6 protein-coding genes are annotated in these 19,231 nt (G+C 46.9%); 3 read left to right on the forward strand and 3 right to left on the reverse strand.

All coding sequences use genetic code 11. The features are described from left to right. Positions 1 to 81 precede the first annotated feature (81 nt). From KME11_11370 to KME11_11380, 3 genes are all read right to left on the reverse strand, one after another. On the reverse strand, positions 82 to 1,101 hold the full coding sequence (locus tag KME11_11370; protein MBW4515815.1) for a hypothetical protein: 1,020 nt from the start codon (positions 1,099 to 1,101) through the stop codon (positions 82 to 84). Positions 1,102 to 1,305: 204 nt separating this feature from the next. After that, positions 1,306 to 6,945: an amino acid adenylation domain-containing protein gene (locus KME11_11375; protein MBW4515816.1), complete on the reverse strand. Its 5,640-nt coding sequence runs from the start codon at positions 6,943 to 6,945 to the stop codon at positions 1,306 to 1,308. Beyond that, entirely contained in the window at positions 6,942 to 10,232 is a 3,291-nt protein-coding gene (locus KME11_11380; protein ID MBW4515817.1) for an amino acid adenylation domain-containing protein, read from the reverse strand. The genes KME11_11375 and KME11_11380 overlap by 4 nt, the downstream gene beginning before the upstream one ends. 706 nt (positions 10,233 to 10,938) lie before the next feature. Here KME11_11380 and KME11_11385 point away from each other — a divergent pair. The 3 genes from KME11_11385 to KME11_11395 all read left to right on the forward strand — a co-directional run bounded on the left by KME11_11385 (position 10,939) and on the right by KME11_11395 (position 18,754). Continuing rightward, positions 10,939 to 12,345: an efflux RND transporter periplasmic adaptor subunit gene (locus tag KME11_11385; GenBank protein MBW4515818.1), complete on the forward strand. Its 1,407-nt coding sequence runs from the start codon at positions 10,939 to 10,941 to the stop codon at positions 12,343 to 12,345. A 162-nt stretch (positions 12,346 to 12,507) separates the two neighbouring features. Beyond that, on the forward strand, positions 12,508 to 15,897 hold the full coding sequence (locus KME11_11390; protein ID MBW4515819.1) for an efflux RND transporter permease subunit: 3,390 nt from the start codon (positions 12,508 to 12,510) through the stop codon (positions 15,895 to 15,897). A 658-nt stretch (positions 15,898 to 16,555) separates the two neighbouring features. Then, complete coding sequence (locus tag KME11_11395) at positions 16,556 to 18,754, forward strand: serine/threonine protein kinase (GenBank protein MBW4515820.1); 2,199 nt, start codon at positions 16,556 to 16,558, stop codon at positions 18,752 to 18,754. The last annotated feature ends 477 nt before the right edge of the window (positions 18,755 to 19,231 follow it).

Genomic DNA, 19,231 nt, shown 5'->3' on the forward strand with positions numbered 1-19,231 from the left:
TTACCTTATAAACCCTGGTTCTAGCCTGATACCCGTCCTAATTGGCAAGATAATAGGCAAGTATTGAGCCTGGAAAGGTACTTAAAGCAACTCTGTTTTGCACTTGCTCGCGATCGCCTCTAGGATCTTATTCTCTTCTATAGAAATCAGCCGATTGCTTTGAGCAAGCTGTTGGCATTGAGCAAATAACGGTACGGCAAAATCACAATCTAGCTGCTGCAATAGGGTATCTAAGGGCTGAGGCGATCGCAGATTTGCTTGAATATTTTTGAGAGAGTTGGGTTCAAACTGGATTGTCTTTAGTTCAGGTAAAATGTTTTCCCAAGTTTTGTTAGGATAGCTCGCCAAAATCATGTGCGCCAGAATTTGATCCATTACCATTTCTTGAGCGATCGCAGTGTTTAAATACTGCTCACTTTCCTCCTGAATTTGGTGTAGTGCTTCAGTCGTAGGTTCGGCACCAGCACTATCGAGCTTAGCTTCATAAAAGCGGCTGGCTGCATACCCTACAGCATAAAGTATTGTTGCATTTGTGCTAGCCCCAATCAAGGTTCCGGCAAGGGGCACATTTCTTAAAAAGCCCAGTCCTGCCTTGACTGCATTACTGCCGCCTAACGACAATCCAAAAATGGCTAATACCTCGCCTTTACGCGCTGGATCATCTAAATCTAAGCCATAAGTTGCCGCAATTTCGTAGACGAGTTCTGTTTGGAGAGCAGTCGTGGCAGCTAGGTCGATCGCTAAAAGTGCCACAGCTAGCCCCGGAATCAAACTACTCATGAATCCAATTTTTCCAGCATCAACGGCTTTTTTCACCATTAATCGATGTACGATTTGGCTAGGTGATTCATTAGGATGCTGCTGCCGTAGTGTTTGAACATTCGTTTTAACTTTTTCAACATCAACTCGATTCGTGATGCCAAGCAGCCAATCTAACCTCAACACACTAGCGACTCTTCGCACAAATGGATTGTTTAATCCGGGTATATTTGCTAAATGTCCCAGTACTTGTCCTGTTCCACTTGCCGTTCCACTAATCCACCGAACAGCATACTGAGTAACATTTCTGGCGATCGATCGGGCTGCACTAAAGATATTCATGCTGGTATTTCCTGCCTTTGGGCTTGAGCTAGAGGACTTTGAGAATTGAGCAGAATCTTGAATACTTTTTGAGTACAAAGTTTCGATTGAGGTGAGTCCATCAGGTGAAATATGTTATGCAAATATAGCGAGAGCCATACGGGAAACTCATCGTCCTTTAGATAGTTAATGTAGAAAACTCTCTAAGGTTAGAACAAGAGTATCTTACAAGAGGTATGGTCGAATCTGCTGTGCCAAAGTTTGAACATGAGGTTGTTTTAATAAAGAGAGATGGTTTCCTGGTACGTGATGTAACTGGATATTAGTTGCTAATGTATTCCAACCTAAAGTTGAGTTTTGCCCCGTGAAGTCAGAGCCTTCCATCGCTTTGAACAAGGTAATACGCTCAGAGTACTTCTGTGGTATGTATCGATAGGCTGCTTGGCTATTGGCATACACAATTTGCAGCAAGGGTGCGATCGCGGATTCATCTAGTAGCTGTAATTGTGATTCTTCGGGGAGTTGGCGCACAATCGCCGACCACTGCCAGCGAGAGAGCCAGGGCTTCCAGGCGTGAAATCGATTCGTTGCGATCGCCCCATAATCTAGCAAAAACGGCAGTGTAGACCAGAGGGCAGTTCCCAAGAGATACTTCAGAGTTTGATAGAGCGAAGGTTGGAGGTGAGTAGGAGCCGGAGTATCGAGAATTGCTAGCAGGGCAATTTCTTGTCCTGCGTGGATAAGCTGTTGCGCCATCTCGAAGGCGACCAGTCCACCAAACGACCAACCTCCCAGAAAGTAGGGCCCCTGGGACTGGAGAATTTGAATAGCTTGAATATAGTAGGCGGCGATCGCTTCAATTCGGTTTAGGGGTTTGGATTTGCCATCTAGCCCTAAGGGTTGGAGTCCGTAGAAACTGCGATCGTTGCCCAAATGTTGCGCTAGTTCTAAATAGGGAAACACAACGCCAAACATGGGATGCACACAGAAAAAAGGCTGCTTATTTCCGCCCAAAGTTAAGGGTACCAGGGGCGACCTAGAGCCTGTGCCCAATTCATTGGAGGCAACAATCTGAGCGTTGGCTAGTGATTTTGGAGCAGACAGATCTTGAATAACTTGAGGATTACTGGTGGATAATGTCGATCGTTTGTGGCGGTAAACCGATCGATCAAGTGAAACAAGTGGGGGAGCTTGCAAGGTTAAGGGCGTGTTGCGTAGGGTATCAATGAGGGGCGATAGTTGGGCGATCGTGGGAGCTTCAAACACATTCTTCAGAGGAAGTTCTAGTCCAAAAGCATCTCGTACACGAGAGGTCATCTGTGTCGCCAGTAAGGAATGTCCACCCATCTCAAAAAAGTTATCATTCATGTTCACTTGCTTGATCTGTAAGAGTTCTTTCCAGATATCAGTAAGTGTTAATTCTGTTAGGGTTGAAGGTGCGATCGCTAGACTGGGTGAGTGAGCTAAACTCTGCTTAAATGACGAAAGTATGCGGCGATCGACTTTGCCACTGACAGTTAAGGGAAGATTTTCTAACGGTAAAAAATCGGAAGGTATCATGTAGCTGGGTAAGGTTTTCCCTAAGTGTTGACCCAGTGCGGGAACGAGTTGACGAGCAAATTGAGAAAGCAATGGCTCGTTCGTGTAATGATTCCCATCTAGACAGAGTTGCTGAACTGACAAAGCAGCAGATGCATCAACGCCATGCCGGATCAACAACACATCATAGTCGCCTGTATAAGCGTCGCCTGTATAAGCGTTGCCTGCATTGGTTTGAGTTGACCAAGTAATTTCTACAGCGTAGGGTAACACTGTTTCTAAATCCCACCACTCTTGAGGAGCGATCGCCATTTCAACGTCATTCTCTAATCTATCTCGCATTCGTCCAACGGTTTTTGGAGCATTGCCATTCAATAACCAAGTTGCAGCTTTAACAGCGTTATTGACCCGACTATTGGTGACGCTAGTAATTATCAATATTTCGGGTTCAGTTGCAAGCAGATTCTTTTTAACGGTTTCGACAGTAATTGGATTAAGTTTCCAGCTATGTTTTTGAATTAAGTCGGATGAGCTTGATCCAGGTTGATTAATGCTTGTTAATTGATCTTCTATGTGCAGTAAAACATTGTAGCGAAACTGTGTCATTTCATTTTGACTATGCCCGCGTGAAAGCCGGATCTGCACCTGTCGAATTTGGGGAAATTTATGGCGCAGGGCATGGAAGAAAGCTGGATCGATCGCCAGTTCCGATTCTTCAAACAGCGATCGTTCTACCTGTTGCCGCAGTTGATTTCGTTCCACACTGGCATCTGCTTGACAGAATTGCACCCAGGTATGAAAAGCCCTTAATAAAGGTAGACTTCGCACATCGCCAAGAAACAAAACGCCACCCGGAGCCACTGTCTTTATTGCTCCTTCTATCACCTGCATCAAGTAATCCTGGCTTGGAAAATACTGCACGACTGAGTTCAAAATGACTACATCAAACGCTGCTGTTTCCATGTCCTCAGGAACAATGCCCTCAAAATCAGTTGCCATCCGGTGAAATAATTTAACTTGAGAAAGATTAAGTGACTCTAATTGCTGCTGAATAGACTCCAAAGCAGCCTCAGAAAAATCTGTGCCCCAATACTCATCGCAATGAGACGCAATTTGAAAGAGTAGTAACCCAGAACCGCAGCCAATTTCTAGCACCCGTTTAGGTTGAAGCGCAAGAATTTGCTGAACGCGATCGCTGACCCACTCTTGCATTTGTTCTAGGGGAATCGGGTTGCCCGTATAGCTGCTGTTCCAGCCCGTGATATTGAATTGAGGATTGGGGATAAAAGATTGATAGGTTTGATTATAGAGGGTTTGCCAGTGTTGAATGTGTTGAGTTTGAAGCGATCGTAACTGGGTTTGTTGAAAATGTTGGCGGTCGAGGCTGAAGTAAGCGCTCAGACGGGTTTCACTAGATTCCCCAGAGGCAACTACTACCGCATCTTGAATGGCAGGATGGTGTTGTAATGTCGCTTCAATTTCGCCTAATTCAACCCGGAAACCTCGAAGTTTAATTTGGTTATCAACTCGTCCCAAAAACTCGATCGTTCCATCCGCTTGAAAGAGGGCGCGATCGCTAGTCTTGTAGAGCGCTAATCGCTTAGTTGTAATAAACCGTTCTGCCGTCAATCCTGGACGATTGAGATAGCCGCGAGCAAGTCCTGCACCACCGATGTATAACTCCCCTGGAATGCCTATCGGAACGGGATTCAAATGGGTATCTAGAATATAGATCTGGGTGTTAAGAATAGGACGACCAATTTTGAGAGGATGATCGCCTGGATAAAGTTTCGCAATGGTTGCCCAGATGGTTGTCTCTGTCGGACCGTAGGCATTGAAAAAGTGACGATTTACTGCCCAGCGATCGACCACTTGACTAGAGCAAGCTTCTCCACCCGTAATCAGTACTTGCAGGGCAGGGAGTTCCGCAGACGGTAAGACAGCCAGGACTGCTGGAGTCAGCAAAGCATGGGTAATGGCGTTGTCTTCTAAAAATTGCACCAATGCTATTCCTGGCATCTGGGCAGGCTTAGGAGGAAGATATAACGTGCCACCAGAACCTAATGCTAAGGCAATTTCAAAAATAGAGGCATCAAAACTTAGAGAACTGAATTGAAGGATCCGACTGCTGCGAGACAAATGAAAGACTTGCCGCTGTGCTTCAACCACGTTACACAAACCCTTGTGCTGTGCAAGAACTCCTTTGGGTATGCCTGTCGAACCAGAAGTGTAGATCACATAAGCTAGATGCTCGGGGGTTGAAGAAACTCCCTTATCAAGTCCTAAGTTTAGCGGTAAGGGCTGATCTAAACAAACTGTTGTCGCTTGCGATTCAGGTAAAGATTTGACTAACCAAGATTGCGTCAGCAGAATTGAAACCTGGGTATCAGTCAGCATAAAGTGAAGCCGATCGCTGGGATAACTAGGGTCGATCGGCACATAAGCTCCTCCAGCTTTAAGGATTCCTAAGATTCCAATTACCATATCCGCAGACCGATCGACACATAGCCCCACGAGGGTATCTGCCTGAACTCCCATCTGGATCGGGATTTGTGCTAGATCGTTAGCGTGTTGATTCAGTTCTCCGTAGGTAAGCGATCTATGTTCCGATATGAGGGCGATCGCTTTTGGGTCATGTTCCACCTGTGCTTCAAAAATGTGATGAAAACAATGGTCATTGGTTTGTTCCGAATCAGTCTGATTCCATTCAACAAAAACCTGTTGATGCTCTGTAGCGGTGAGTAGAGGCAAGTCTGACAATGACGCATCGGGATCAGAAACAATACCTTCTAGTAAGGTTTGAAAATGTCCGGCTAAACGGCTAATTCTGTCGCGATCGAACAAGTCTGTGCTATAGGAAATGAAGCCGCTTAAACCTTCCGGAGATTGCCATAAGCTCCGCAGTCCATGAGCCGATTCCCACAGGTGAACCTCTAGATCAAATCGAATGCTGCCTGATCTCAAAGGTGCGGGTTCCAACATCAACCCTGGTAATTCTAGCGGCTGCATCGGAGCATTTTGCAGTGCAAAAGCAACTTGAAATAAAGGATTGCGACTGAGATCGCGATCGGGATCGAGTTCTTCTACTAATTTCTCAAACGGTAAGTCTTGATGTTCATAAGCTTCTAAGGTCGTTTCCCGCACCTGTTCCAAAAACGTACGAAAGTTAGGATTGCCCGATAGATTCGATCGCATCACTAGGCTATTCACAAAAAATCCAATTAGCCCTTCTAATTCGCTGCGATGACGATTAGCAATTGGGGAACCGATCGCAATATCTTCCTGTCCTGTGTAGCGATATAGCAATGTTTGAAAGGCTGCCAATAGAGTCATAAACAAGGAGACTCCTGACTGCTGACTAAACGCTTCTAACGCCTGAGTTAGCGTAGGAGAAAACTGTAATGGATAGGTTGCACCTCGATAGGTCTGAACTAATGGATGAGGGCGATCGCTGGGTAGATGTAGTACTTGTAAATCTTGTAACTTGCTGCGCCAATAAATCAGTTGTTTTTCTAAAATATCTCCCTGCATTTCATTGCGCTGCCAGCAGGTAAAATCGCTATATTGAATGGGCAAGGGTGGTAATATAGGGATGCGTCCTTCAACAAATGCTGTGTAGAAAAAAGATAGCTCTCGAATTAAAACTCCTAATGACCAACCATCAGCAACAATATGATGCAGGGTCAGCAACAGAACTGCCTCAATGGGAGTAAACTGTAGCAGCGTTACTCGTAAGAGAGAATCGGTAGTTAAATTGAACGGATGCTGGGCTTCAGTCGTTGCGAGTTGTTGACTGATGCGTTCTCGATCGCTTGCAGTAACCGTTTGTAAATTGACAACCGATAACTCAAATTTAGTGTCGGGTGAAACTACCTGAACAGGCTGTCCATCAAGTATTGTAAACGTTGTCCTAAGGGCAGCATGACGATTCACAATTTCATAAAACGATCGCTCTAACGCAGTTCTATTTAGCGTTCCTGTTAAGCGAATGGCGGCAGGCACATTATAAAACGGATTGTTGGGTGTGAGTTGATATAAAAACCATAATCGCTGCTGAGCGAAAGACAGGGGAAACAGCATTCCCTGAGTAGCAGGCTGATTCGTTATAGAAGGCTGAATCGATTGCGATCGCTGTTGGTTTAGATAGAAGATGATTTCGGCTTTGCGCTCGGCTAATTCTTGTCGCAAAGCAGGGGTTAGAGTTCCTTCTGGGGCAGTACAGCGCAAGCGCATCTCGTCAAAGGGATTGAAATCGCTCTCAATAAATACCTGTACATCCAGGCTTTTAAGGTGAGAAATTAATTCAGCGATCGTCCAGTTTGTCATAGCTCTATTTCTTCCCGTCGTTGCGAACCCAATTTTTCTTGAAGATTTCTATCTGGCTGAATTTTCCACTTTAAAGCCTCAATCTTTAATGCTAGTTCTGCGATCGTGGGAGTTTCAAATAAACTGCGCAGCGGCAATTCTACCTGAAAGCGATCGCGGATACGGGAAACCAGTTGAGTTGCCAACAGAGAGTGTCCACCCATATCAAAAAAACTATCGTGAACGCCTACTTGTTTGCGTCCCAGGAGTTGAGTCCAGAGTTCAGTTAGGGAGGATTCTAGCGAAGTTGTTGGAGTTGCTAAACCTTTTTCCTGGGGCACATGAGGCACAATGAGGTGAGGATGTGGCAACGCTTTCTGATCTATTTTGCCATTGGCAGTAAGAGGAAGAGTATCCATTACAACAAATGCAGTCGGCATCATGTAGACAGGTAGTTTTGCTTTGAGAAATGATTGTAGATCACGCTCTGTTAGTATTTCTGAAGCTTTGGGTACAACGTAGGCAAGCAACTGGCGATCGTCATCTAACTCTCTTACAATTACCACTGCTGTTTGTACCCTGGGATGTTGAGTGAGAACCCTCTCGACCTCACCCAGTTCTACCCGAAATCCTCGAATTTTAATTTGATGGTCTGTTCGTCCTAAAAACTCAAGATTGTCATCAGAACGGTAAAGCGCGCGATCGCCTGTCCTATAGAGTAATGAAAATTGGGTATGAACAAACCGTTCTGCTGTTAATTGAGGACGATTTAAATATCCCTGAGCGAGTCCAGCACCACCTAAATAAATTTCGCCTTTGACCCCTGCGGGAACCGGATGCAGATTTTCATCTAGCAGATAAACTTGGGTATTGGTAATTGCTTGACCGATCGGAATGGTTGTAGCGTTCTGTGGAACCTGTTCTACTTCATACCAGGTAGAAAACGTTGTATTTTCAGTTGGCCCATACACATGAATGAGATGTTGCGGTTTACCTTGGTGAAGCACCGATCGCACCCGATCAACACTCACAATCTCGCCCCCAAACAAGAGATATTTAAGGGATTGAAAGGCACTGGGAACTTGACTTACCGTTTGATTAAATAACGCCGTTGTGAGAAATAATATACTAATTTGCTGCTGCTGTAATTCTGCAACAAAATCAGGAGGCGAAAGCGTAGTTTCTCGCTCGACTCCAATCAATTGTGCGCCATTAAGTAACGCACCCCAAATTTCAAAGGTTGCTGCATCAAAAGCAAGGGTCGCGACCTGTGCCACCCGATCACCAGGTTCTATCTGGACATAGTTGGTTTCACACACCAGTCGAGTTACGGCTCGATGCGGCACCATAACTCCTTTAGGCGTTCCAGTTGAGCCAGAGGTATACATAATATATGCTAATTGCTCAGGCGTACAAGCAGGAGGTAGATTCTCGTCCGATTCTTGAGCGATCGCATCCCATTCTTGTTCTAAACAGATGAGCCTTGCTTGATCAGTTTGAAGTGAATTTATCCAATCTACTTGCGTTAAAATCACTGTAATTTCAGCATCTTTCACTATAAACTGGAGTCGTTCCGGAGGATAGCTAAAATCAAGAAAAACATAAGCACCACCTGCTTTAACAACCGCTAACATTGCCGCGATCGCTTCCACACTTCGCTCTAGGTAAATTCCGATAGGCTTATTAGAGTAAGCTCCTAGCCGTTGCAAATACCGTGCCAGTTGGTTACTGCCCTGATTTAGTGACTGATAGGTAAATTGTTGATCGCCAAACTTAACCGCGATCGCCGTGGGGGTTTGCTTAACCTGTGCTTCAAATTGTTGATGAATACAACTGGTTGCAGAATCAACAACCGAACTACCCTGCCACTGCTGTAACAATGCCTGTTGTTCTCTAGACGTTAACAAGGGTAGGGCAGAAAGATGACTATTGGGATTTACCACAATTTCTTCTAGCAATACCTGAAAATGATGCCCCACAGAAGCGATCGTTGCGGGGTCAAAAACCTCAGTGTTATAAACCATCACGCCGCGTAGTCCGTCCGATTGCTGCCAGCCTTTTCCCCACAGATTCCTAAAGTTATCTGTGCATTTCCACAGATAGATTTCTAGAGCAAAACGCGCAGTCTTGGTCTGCAACTCTACTGGATTTAGAACTAATCCGGGTAATATCAGTTGCTCCATCGGTGTATTTTGCAATGCGAAAACAACCTGAAATAGCGGATTTTGACCCAAGCTACGAATCGGTTGTAATTCTTCTACCAGCTTTTCAAAGGGCAGGTCTTGGTGAGCATACGCCGCCAAAGTGACATCCCGAACCCGGTCTAACAACTCGCGAAAGGTGGGATCGCCTGCTAAGTTAGTCCGCAATACCAGGCTATTGACCAAAAACCCAATTAGCCCCTCTAGCTCACTGCGATGACGGTTAGCAATAGGAGAGCCGATCGCCATGTCTGTCTGTCCAGTGTAACGATGCAGTAACGTCTGAAATGCCGCTAGCAGGGTCATAAACAGCGTCACGCCAGCTTGCTGGCTTAATGCTTCCAGGGCATCTAGTAGTTGCTGCGGCATCTCTAACAATTGGCTAGCACCGCGATGTCCTTGTTCTGAAGAATACGCTAGTGAACGAGATATAGCACCAGGCAACTCTAAAACAGGAACGTCCTTTAACTGCTGTTTCCAATAACGTATTTGAGAGTTTAGTACTTCTCCCTGCAACCATTCTCGCTGCCAGTAAGCAAAGTCGGCGTATTGAACTGGTAATTCTGGTAACACAGCCGCTCTGTTTTCAACTGCTGCTGCATAGAGTTCACTCAATTCTCGGATTAAGACACCGCTTGACCATTCATCAAAGACAATATGATGTAGGGTCATTAGTAAGAGGTGTTCAGTGTCATGGAGTTGCCATAAGTGGACTCGAAACAGCAGTTCTTTGTCTAGGTGAAAAGGTCGCTGAATCTCCTGCCAAATTTGTCTAAGCGCAGTATCTTCACGAGAACTAACGGCTAATGTTCGTAAGTCAGTCCATCCCACTGGCAAGAGTGATTGATGAGCAACTACTTGAACTAACTGTCCTTCCATAACATTAAAGGTTGTTCGGAGGACTTCATGACGATGAACGATCGCCTGAATACTTTGATTAAGCTGCGATCGCTTTAGCAGACCTGTAAGTCGAAATATAAGCGGAATAACATACAGAGAGTCTTTAGACAATTGTTCAATAAACCACAATCGCTGTTGCGCAAATGAAGTTGGAAAGATAAAGATATCTTCCTGGTCTTGCTTTGGCTCTGTCTTGCCTAAAATCATTGTCACCTATATTTTTTCGACCTCACCTTGTTATAAGAGGAAAAGTGACTTAAGGATTATGCTCTAAGATAGATTTTGAGGAGGGATAAGAAAGGCTTTTTACTACGTTTTACTAGACTATGGTTAAACCCTCTAGCATTAGCAAGCAAAGTAGAGATCCAAAGCAAGCAAAGTAGAGATCCAAAGCAAGCAAAGTAGAGATCCAGCTTGGCTGTTGCATAAGCTCCTAAGGCAACTATTTCTAAGTCCATAGAGAATCTAACTGATTAGAGAAATCGATCTGTCTATAGACATATTTTTTCCGATAACAGTTCTAAAGTTTCTTCCGATTGGGAGGTCTTCTGTTTACACAAAATCTGTCTAAAGTTATGTATAAGCGATCGCCATTTCTGTTTATTAACCTTGTTAACTAGGTTTTAATAATGTTCTATACGAAGTATAAGGGCGATTGAGTCACCCAGTAGGCTGCATTGACTACTGTGAGGCAGAGACTTTCCTGGAGCTTTCAGTTATGGACAGAGACTAGCTCTCAGTACCCTATGTAGCGATCGGTTAACATTTGTTGTAAAAGATTTTTGGCAGATAGTTTGCTCTGTAGATTTTCCGATCGCGAAATAATTGTTACAGTTAGTTACAGTTATGGGATATGAATTTGTAACCTCTCTCTTCTTGCCGTTATCCACTTTGCATACTGCACCAGACTCTTATGGTTTCTCATGTTCCATTACTCGCCTCTTTGCGGTTTAAGTCCTTGCGGGCGACCGAGCCATCGAGTCTAGCTTGGCTATTGCGCTGGGGAATGCTAACTACCTCTGTGGTCACGCTTTCAGGCTGTGGCTTTTTGCCTAAAGGGGCGGCTGATGCCCAAACTCGTCCCCCTGGCTCGGCTCAGGGTCAAGAGACAGCGGCTGTTGATGTGGCGATCGCGGCTACAGCACCTCTAGAATCAGCCCGAGAGTATACAGGTAGCACTCAGCCTCTACAAGAAGTTGCGCTTCGTGCCCAAGCAGAAGGTCAGCTACGACAGCTAAATGTGGACGTGGGCGATCGCGTGCAGCGGGGGCAAACGTTGGCTCAAATTGATGATTCTCTCTTAGATGCGGCGACAACTGAAGCAGAGGCAGAATTAGCATCGCGGCGTTCAGAAATTAGCCAACTTCAAGCACAAGTCAGTGATGCGGAAACGCAGGTGGAACAGGCTCGTCTTCAACTTCAGCAAGCCGAATCCGATGCAGCCCGTTTTACCAAGCTAGCGAGAGACGGTGCCATCGCTCAGCAGCAAGCAGAGCAAGCCCGCACAGAAGCAAAAACGGCTGCACAAATTTTGCAGTCGTCGCAAGAAAAAGTTCGTAGCCAGGAGCAAGCGATCGTGGCTGCAAACGGTCGAATTGCGGCTCAGCAAGCAGTTATTGCTCAGCGGCAAGAGCAGCGATCGTATGCAGTATTGACGGCTCCCATTGGCGGCGCAGTCCTCACGCGATCGACTGAGCAGGGCAATTTACTTCAAGTGGGCGATGAGGTAGTGAGGATCGGAGACTTCAGTCAAGCCAAGGTGACGGTACAAGTTTCGGAACTTGATTTGGCAAATGTTGAGGTGGGCAGAACTGCTAAAGTGCGGCTGGATGCTTTTCCCAATCAGCAGTTTGCAGGCAGAATAACGCGAGTTTCACCGGCTGCCAATCCAACCTCCCGCCTGGTTCCGGTTGAAGTGACGATTCCTAACCCAACGGGTAAAGTTGGTAGCGGATTACTTGCCCGAGTCAGCTTCACGCAAACTAGTCTCGATCGGGTAGTTGTACCGCTTGCAGCTTTGCAGGACGATCGGACAAATGCCAGACAGTCAGGGGCAAGTACAGGAGCACAATCTAGCAATTCAGCCAATAATCAAGCAAGGGCTGAAGCACAACCTAAAAACACAGAAGGGACGCTGTTTGTTGTGACAGGTGAGGGTGAACAGGCAAAAGTGACCGCTCGATCAGTAGCGCTCGGTGAACAACTTGATGGTAAAGTCCAAATTCTCTCGGGTCTAAATTCAGGAGAACGATTCGTATCGCGCACCAGTAAGCCACTCAAAGACGGTGACTCGGTGCGTTTGAGTATTTTGTCAAATTAATAAAATCTTATTTGCGCTTTGTCTTCCAATGCCTAGCAATCACGCCTAGCCCACTGTAACGCCTAGCACACTGTAACGCCTAGCACACCAGAACGCCTAGCCCACTGTAACGCCTAGCACATCCTTATTCTCTGCCCTTTATCCTTACTGCATTTAGCCATCATGCAAAACCCTTCCTCGTCTGGTTTCAGCCTGAGTACGCTTTCGATCCGACAGCACATCGGGACATTGATGCTGACTCTAACCGTCATGATTGTCGGGGTCTTTTTCATGAGTCAACTGCCTGTCGATCTGTTACCTTCTGTGACCTATCCTCGCATTGGGGTGCGCCTAGATGCCCCAGGGATTTCGCCAGAAGTCGCGATCGATGAAATTACCCGACCTTTGGAAGAAGCCCTCTCTACGACCGATGGAGTAGTTCAAGTTTATTCGCAAACGCGAGAAGGACAAGTCAGCTTAGATCTATACTTCAATCCTGGCAGCAACGTAGAGCAGGCGCTCAATGATGCGACGGCAGCATTTAACCGTAACCGTGGCCGACTCCCCGACACGATCGAAGAACCCCGCCTGTTTAAAGCAGACCCGTCGCAGCTACCCGTTTATGAAATGGCGCTCACGTCGCCTTCGTTGCGCGATGTTGACTTACGCGTGTTTGCTGATGAAGAATTATCTCGTGAACTCAACATCGTGGCGGGCGTTGCGTCAGCGGATGTTTCGGGCGGCGTACAGGAGGAAGTTCGCGTCAACATTGACCTAAATCGTCTGCAAGCTCTAGGCATTGGGCTAACTGATGTGCTGGATGAGTTGGAGCAGCGCAATCAAGATGTCTCTGGTGGACGCATTCGGGGCGATTATTCAGAACCCTTAACGCGGGCAGTGGGACGCTTCCAGGATGCAGACGAGATTCAAAATTTATCCTTTGCAGTAGGAGGAAGCGGAAGTAGCGCTTCGCAATCAACCCTTAGTGAGCAGACTAATTCAACTCAAAACTCAACCCTCAGTACTCAAAATTCTTCACCTCAACAGGTGTATCTGCGTGATTTTGCTGATGTAATTGATGGCACTGAAGACGAGCGAGTACTGGTCAACCTGAATCGGCAGAAAGCAGTCAAACTTAGCGTGCAGAAGCAGCCCGATGCCAATACAGTATCGGTAGTGGATGGGGTCAAGCAACGCTTAGAAGAGTTGCGTCAATCGGGGCTGATTCCAGCCGACATGATCATTACACCTACATTGGATGAGTCGAAGTTTATCCGCAATTCACTGGCAAATGTGATCACATCGGGTCTATCTGGTTCTGTGCTGGCAGCGATCGCCGTCTTCATCTTTTTAGGATCACTTCGGCAGACGTTCATTATTGCGCTGACGATTCCGCTGTGTATATTGGCGGCGGCGATCGCCATGAAGTTCTCTGGCTTCTCGCTCAACATTTTTAGCTTGGGTGGCTTGGCAATCACTGTCGGACAAGCCGTTGACACCTCAATTGTAATTCTCGAAAACGTCAGCAGAAGAGTAGAAATGCTCAAGCTCGATCGCCAAGCCACTCTTGCGGAGAATCACAGCCTTGATGGTAACAACAATAACGGCAATCACAACAGCAACGGTAATCACAACGGTAACGGGAGTCACAACGGTAAAGGACACAACACTTACGCTCGTACCCTAATCGCAACCGTTGAGGAAAGTAGTCGTGAGGTTGAATCGTCACTTGTGGCTTCGACCGCTACTAACCTAGTCGCGGTAGTACCCTTTATTCTTGTAGGCGGCTTCATCTCGTTGCTGTTTAACGAACTCATTTTGACAATTTGCTTTGCGGTTGTCGCTTCACTCGTTGTCGCTCTGACCGTTGTGCCAATGTTGGCGGCTCGACTCTTTGCGATTGAGTGGTCGAGCGGTCTCCATCGGCTGTGGTTTCTACGGGCGTTTAACCAACGGTTGGACGGTGCCACCCGATCGTATGGCAATACGCTGGCAAAGTTGATCCGTCGTCCGGCGATCGTCGTTGTGACGACGTTCGTTATTTTAGGCGGCAGCGGTGTCATGATGGCAGGTCAGATTCCGCAAGAAATTTTACCGCGCATCAGTACCGGGCAGGCGAATGTTAATGTCCAGTTTCCGCCTGGTACCTCGCTGGAAACCAATCGGCGCGTGATGGCAGCGGTTGACGATGTGCTTTTAAGACAGCCGGAGACAGATTATGTTTTCACTACAGCAGGCGGTTCGCTGTTTGGCAGTTCGGTGTCGGCGAACCCATCGCGCAGTTCAGGCAGTGTGACGCTGAAAGCAGGTAGCGATGTTGTGGACTTTAGGGAAAGAGTAACGCAAGAAATGAACCAGCTTAACCTTGCAGGTATTCGGGTACGGGTTTCGGCAGGTTCAGTGCGTGGGTTAACTTTGAACAACTCACCTTTACGGGGCGCTGAAGTAGACGTGGTGCTTCAGGGAGAAGACACGGAAGGGTTACGGCAGGCAGGTCGGCAAGTACTAGCAGCGCTAGATGAACAGGTGACCCTCTCTGCGTTTCGTCCGGATGCAGACGATCGCCAACCTGAAGTGCAAATTCGTCCTGACTGGGAGCGCGCCAATGCTCTTGGCTTAACAACTCAGGCGATCGGTAGCACCATTCAAACGGCGATCGAAGGCTCTGTGCCTACTCAATTACAGCGCAATGAGCGTCTGGTGGATGTGCGAGTACAGCTCAATCAAGCGTTGCTCAAACAACCCTCACAGTTGGCGCAACTCCCGCTATTTGTCGATAATGGTGCGCTGGTGCGGTTAAGTGACGTTGCAAAAATTGAAGACGGGCAAGCTCCTGGCGAGATTCAGCGGATTAACCAGCGTTCTGTTTTTCTGATTGCAGGCAACCTCAACAAAGGGGCTAGTTTGGGCGCTGCGCTGGAGGAAGTGCAGCAAATTGTCGCCACGCTAGATTTGCCGGATGGCGTGACGGTTTTGCCCAGCTATGCTGGGCAAACAAACAAAGAGCTTCAAGGTGCTTTGGTTGGGTTAGGTAGCTTGGCAGCTTTCTTAGTCTTTGTTGTCATGGCAGTGCAGTATAACTCTCTGGTTGATCCCTTGGTCATTATCTTGACCGTTCCGTTAGCGTTAGCGGGGGGTATCTTTGGGTTGTTCGTGACACAAACCGCGATCGGTATTACTGTTGTTGTTGGTGCAGTGCTGCTAGTTGGGATCGTCGTTAACAATGCCATCATCATGGTGGAGACGGCAAACCAAATTCGAGAGGAAGAGAGACTCGATCGTGCTGCTGCGATTATGAAAGCTGCTCCTCAACGCTTGCGCCCTATTTTGATGACGACTATTACCACTGTCTTAGGGCTGTTTCCTCTGGCGCTAGGCATTGGCGAAGGTTCAGAATTTTTACAGCCCTTAGGGATTGTGGTGTTCTCCGGTTTAACTCTGGCAACTTTACTAACGTTGTTTATCATTCCTTGCTTCTACATTCTGCTCCACAGCATTTTCAAGCGGGATATCGGAATTGGGCAGCTAGTTAATCGGACGCGATCGCTGGTAATGTCGGGGCGGAAGTCGTAACCCGATCGTGGTTTCTACCCATTCCCAATGCTACGCTGCACCATTTTGCTTGTCGGCATCAAGAAGTTGGCGTTACTGAATGAAAGTATGAAAATCTGGTTTCCTGCGAGAGCAGGAAACGAGTTAGGAGTTAGGTAGTCGGCAACGTAGCAACATAGACCTCTCCCCAACCCCTCTCCTTCAGGAGAGGGGCTTTGAATCGACGCATACTTTTATTTAGCAACGCCCATTTTCTTTATCAATAATGAAGCTGCCCTACTCCTAACCTGCTAAAAAGGGGTTTAAGCCATAAAAAGCACATCCAATTAGCGCTCACGAGCGTACTAATTTTGTTCGAGTTCGTTCAAGTCTTAGGTGATTAGGAGGAAGAGTCATGCTCTTGTTCCTTAAGCTAACCCGCTCCAGACAATGGAATAAGGTTTGCGAACTATTCTGCTGACGTTCTGCACCCATAAACACGAGTACTGCTTACGCTTTGATTTAAGCTCTCTAAAGCAGCTTCCCCGCCAGCCCTTCAGCAACAATTTCTATAACGATTTTATAAAGACACAGTAATATTACTGGCATTGGATTGATACTAGAAAGCCTAAAGTTTGATTTTTTGGATCTAAGGCTACTGTTCCCAATTTGTTTAGGATGATGTAATGGAGTTTGGAAGATGTCGTCTCAATCACCAGACTATTGGCTAGGGCGATCGCTAGGTGAGCGCGATCGTTATCGTCTTGACAGGCGGCTAGGAAGCGGCGGTATGGCAGATGTTTTTCTGGCAACCGACACGCTATTGCAACAGCCAGTTGCCTTGAAGCTACTCCACGAAAAGCTGATACAGGGAGAGTTTAAAGAGCGCTTTGAGCAAGAGGTCGCACTGTGTGCTGCTCTTAAGAGCGATCACATTGTTCAAGTTAGCGATTACGGTGTTACTGCCGAGGGCTACCCATTTTATGTAATGGAGTACTTACAGGGGCAGAACCTGTGCCAACTGCTCAAGCAAGAGAAAAAATTGTCTGTCGATCGCGCCGTTCGGATCATCCTGCAAGTTTGCACGGGCTTACATCTTGCACACCACGGGTTTAACCTGTGCCGTCCGGGTGCAACTTCAAGTGAGCGTGTGACGGTTGTTCATCGTGACCTTAAGCCAGAGAATATCTTTCTAGTGCCGATGGCGCTAGGAGAACTGGTCAAGATTCTGGACTTTGGTATTGCTAAGATTCAGAGCGATCAATTCAGACTCAATGCCACATCTATGTTTCTGGGCACATACCGTTATGCTGCTCCTGAACAGTTTGAAGTCGGCAAAGATTTAGATGAGCGGGCAGATATCTATAGCTTAGGGCTCATTCTTTACGAGATGTTGAGTGGAACAGACCCTTTCGGCTTTGGAGCCACTGTCCACCATATCAGCGGTGGAACTTGGGCTGTTGCGCACGTCTCTCAAAGACTTGTGCCGCTACGTCAGCAGAGAGGATGCAAACACCTATCTCCTGAGCTTGAAGCAGTTGTGAGGCGGTGTCTACACAAAGCACCTCACCAGCGATTTTCATCGGTTAAGGATCTGAGCCTGGCTTTACAGCAGTTTGTTCCTGAAGCAGCCAGAGTTGGTCACTCTTCTGCAAGTTGGCAGCCCGTAGAGAAAGCGTTGACGGTAAGTACCTACTTTAAAACTGCAATGTCCACCTGTAACAACTTATCTACGGGTTTCAAAACTGCTGGTTCAACTCTGTACACAGCCCTACGAACAATTACATCGTCTTCTAAGAATTCTGCTGGTAAAACTTTGCCCGATTCGGCTGAGTTGCTTGATGAATCTGATTTGTTTTCATATAAGGCTGTGCTGGCTGCTGCTGGTGTAGCTGCCTTATTGTTAGGACTCTACTCGTTTCAGTCTGCTACTGAGTCGGTTTCGCAACTGACTAGACAAGAACTGCAACCTGCTCAACCTATCAAGCAGCCAGCGCCAGTTCAAAACTCGGGGTCGTCTATCGTTCGCTCCTTAGTGGGGCATTCGGGTGCAGTTTGGACGATCGCCATGAGTCCTTCAGAAGACTTGCTTGCCAGCGGTAGCTTCGATAGAACCATTAAAATCTGGAATCCAAAAACTGGGACGCTCCTGCGTACCTTATCTGGACATGCTGATGCCGTTAGATCGATCGCCATCAGCCGAGATGGCTCGCTTTTGGCAAGTGGCAGTAGTGACACCACCATTAAAATTTGGAATTTACAAACTGGGCAACTGTTGCGCACTCTCTCAGGGCACAGGGGCGCAATCTGGTCGATTAGCATTAGCCCAGATGGAAAAACCCTGGTGAGCGGTGCCTACGATGGGGATATTAAAACTTGGAATTTACAAACGGGTGAACTGCTTGCCCTGCCAGAGCCTGGCGATTCAGTTTGGTCGGTTGGCATTAGCCCAGATGGAAAAACCCTGGTGAGTGGTGCCTACGATAGGGATATTAAAATTTGGAATCTACAGACTAGAGAACTGCTGCGTACTTTGTCTGACAGTCATTCTGAAGCCGTCAGAGCGATCGCAATTAGTTCAGATGGACAAACTTTAGTGAGTGGTAGCTGGGATAAAACGGTTAAAGTTTGGGATTTGCAAACCGGGCAACGGCTGCATACCCTCTCAGGTCACTTAGATCGGGTGGTGTCTGTTGCAATTAGCCCAACTGCTCAAATCATTGCAAGCGGCAGCACGGATCGAACTATCAAACTCTGGGACTTGAAAACTGGGCAACTGCTACGTACTCTCTCTGGAAATGCTGATTGGGTGCTCTCGCTTGCCTTCGGTGCTGATGGTCAGACGCTTGTCAGTGCTGGTAAAGATCAGACTGTTAAGATCTGGAAGGTGGGTCAATAATTTAGATTAGCAACTTGAAATTTAGATTAGCAACTTGCTTTAACCCTTAGAGGATGTCTGAGAAGTCTAGATTGCTATCCGATCCGCCCCCTAAATCCCCCATCCTGGGGGACTTTGAAGGATCATTAGTTCGGAAGTCCTGCCCCAGAATGGGGGGTTGGGGGGCGAGTGTAAGAATCTTTGATGCTTCTCAGACATCCTTTAGCCTCTTCCCTAGGAGGGCATGGAAATCAGACTTTCATCTTACAATTCAACAACGCCGCGATCGGGGCATTCTCTTAACCTGTAGAAAATAGCGATCGAGACTCTAGACGCATCCAATCAGCAGTGGTGAACGTACTAAAGTTATGTTGGCGCTTGAGTCGTGGCTAATTGGCAAGAGTATTCTGCTTTTATCCTTTTAATTAGCTTGCTAAAGTCAATGATGTAAATATCTGCGAACTGCTTTGCTGACTTCTGCGTTGAGAAAAGGTGAAT

The organism is Timaviella obliquedivisa GSE-PSE-MK23-08B (genome assembly GCA_019358855.1).
In the GTDB taxonomy this organism is placed as follows: domain Bacteria; phylum Cyanobacteriota; class Cyanobacteriia; order Elainellales; family Elainellaceae; genus Timaviella; species Timaviella obliquedivisa.

Excerpts from the sequence above, each read along its gene's own strand:
- KME11_11395 (MBW4515820.1), top strand. The coding sequence starts at position 16,556 with ATGTCGTCTCAATCACCAGACTATTGGCTAGGGCGATCGCTAGGTGAG.
- KME11_11370 (MBW4515815.1), bottom strand. The coding sequence starts at position 1,101 with ATGAATATCTTTAGTGCAGCCCGATCGATCGCCAGAAATGTTACTCAG.
- KME11_11390 (MBW4515819.1), top strand. The coding sequence starts at position 12,508 with ATGCAAAACCCTTCCTCGTCTGGTTTCAGCCTGAGTACGCTTTCGATC.
- KME11_11385 (MBW4515818.1), top strand. The coding sequence starts at position 10,939 with ATGGTTTCTCATGTTCCATTACTCGCCTCTTTGCGGTTTAAGTCCTTG.
- KME11_11375 (MBW4515816.1), bottom strand. The coding sequence starts at position 6,945 with ATGACAAACTGGACGATCGCTGAATTAATTTCTCACCTTAAAAGCCTG.
- KME11_11380 (MBW4515817.1), bottom strand. The coding sequence starts at position 10,232 with ATGATTTTAGGCAAGACAGAGCCAAAGCAAGACCAGGAAGATATCTTT.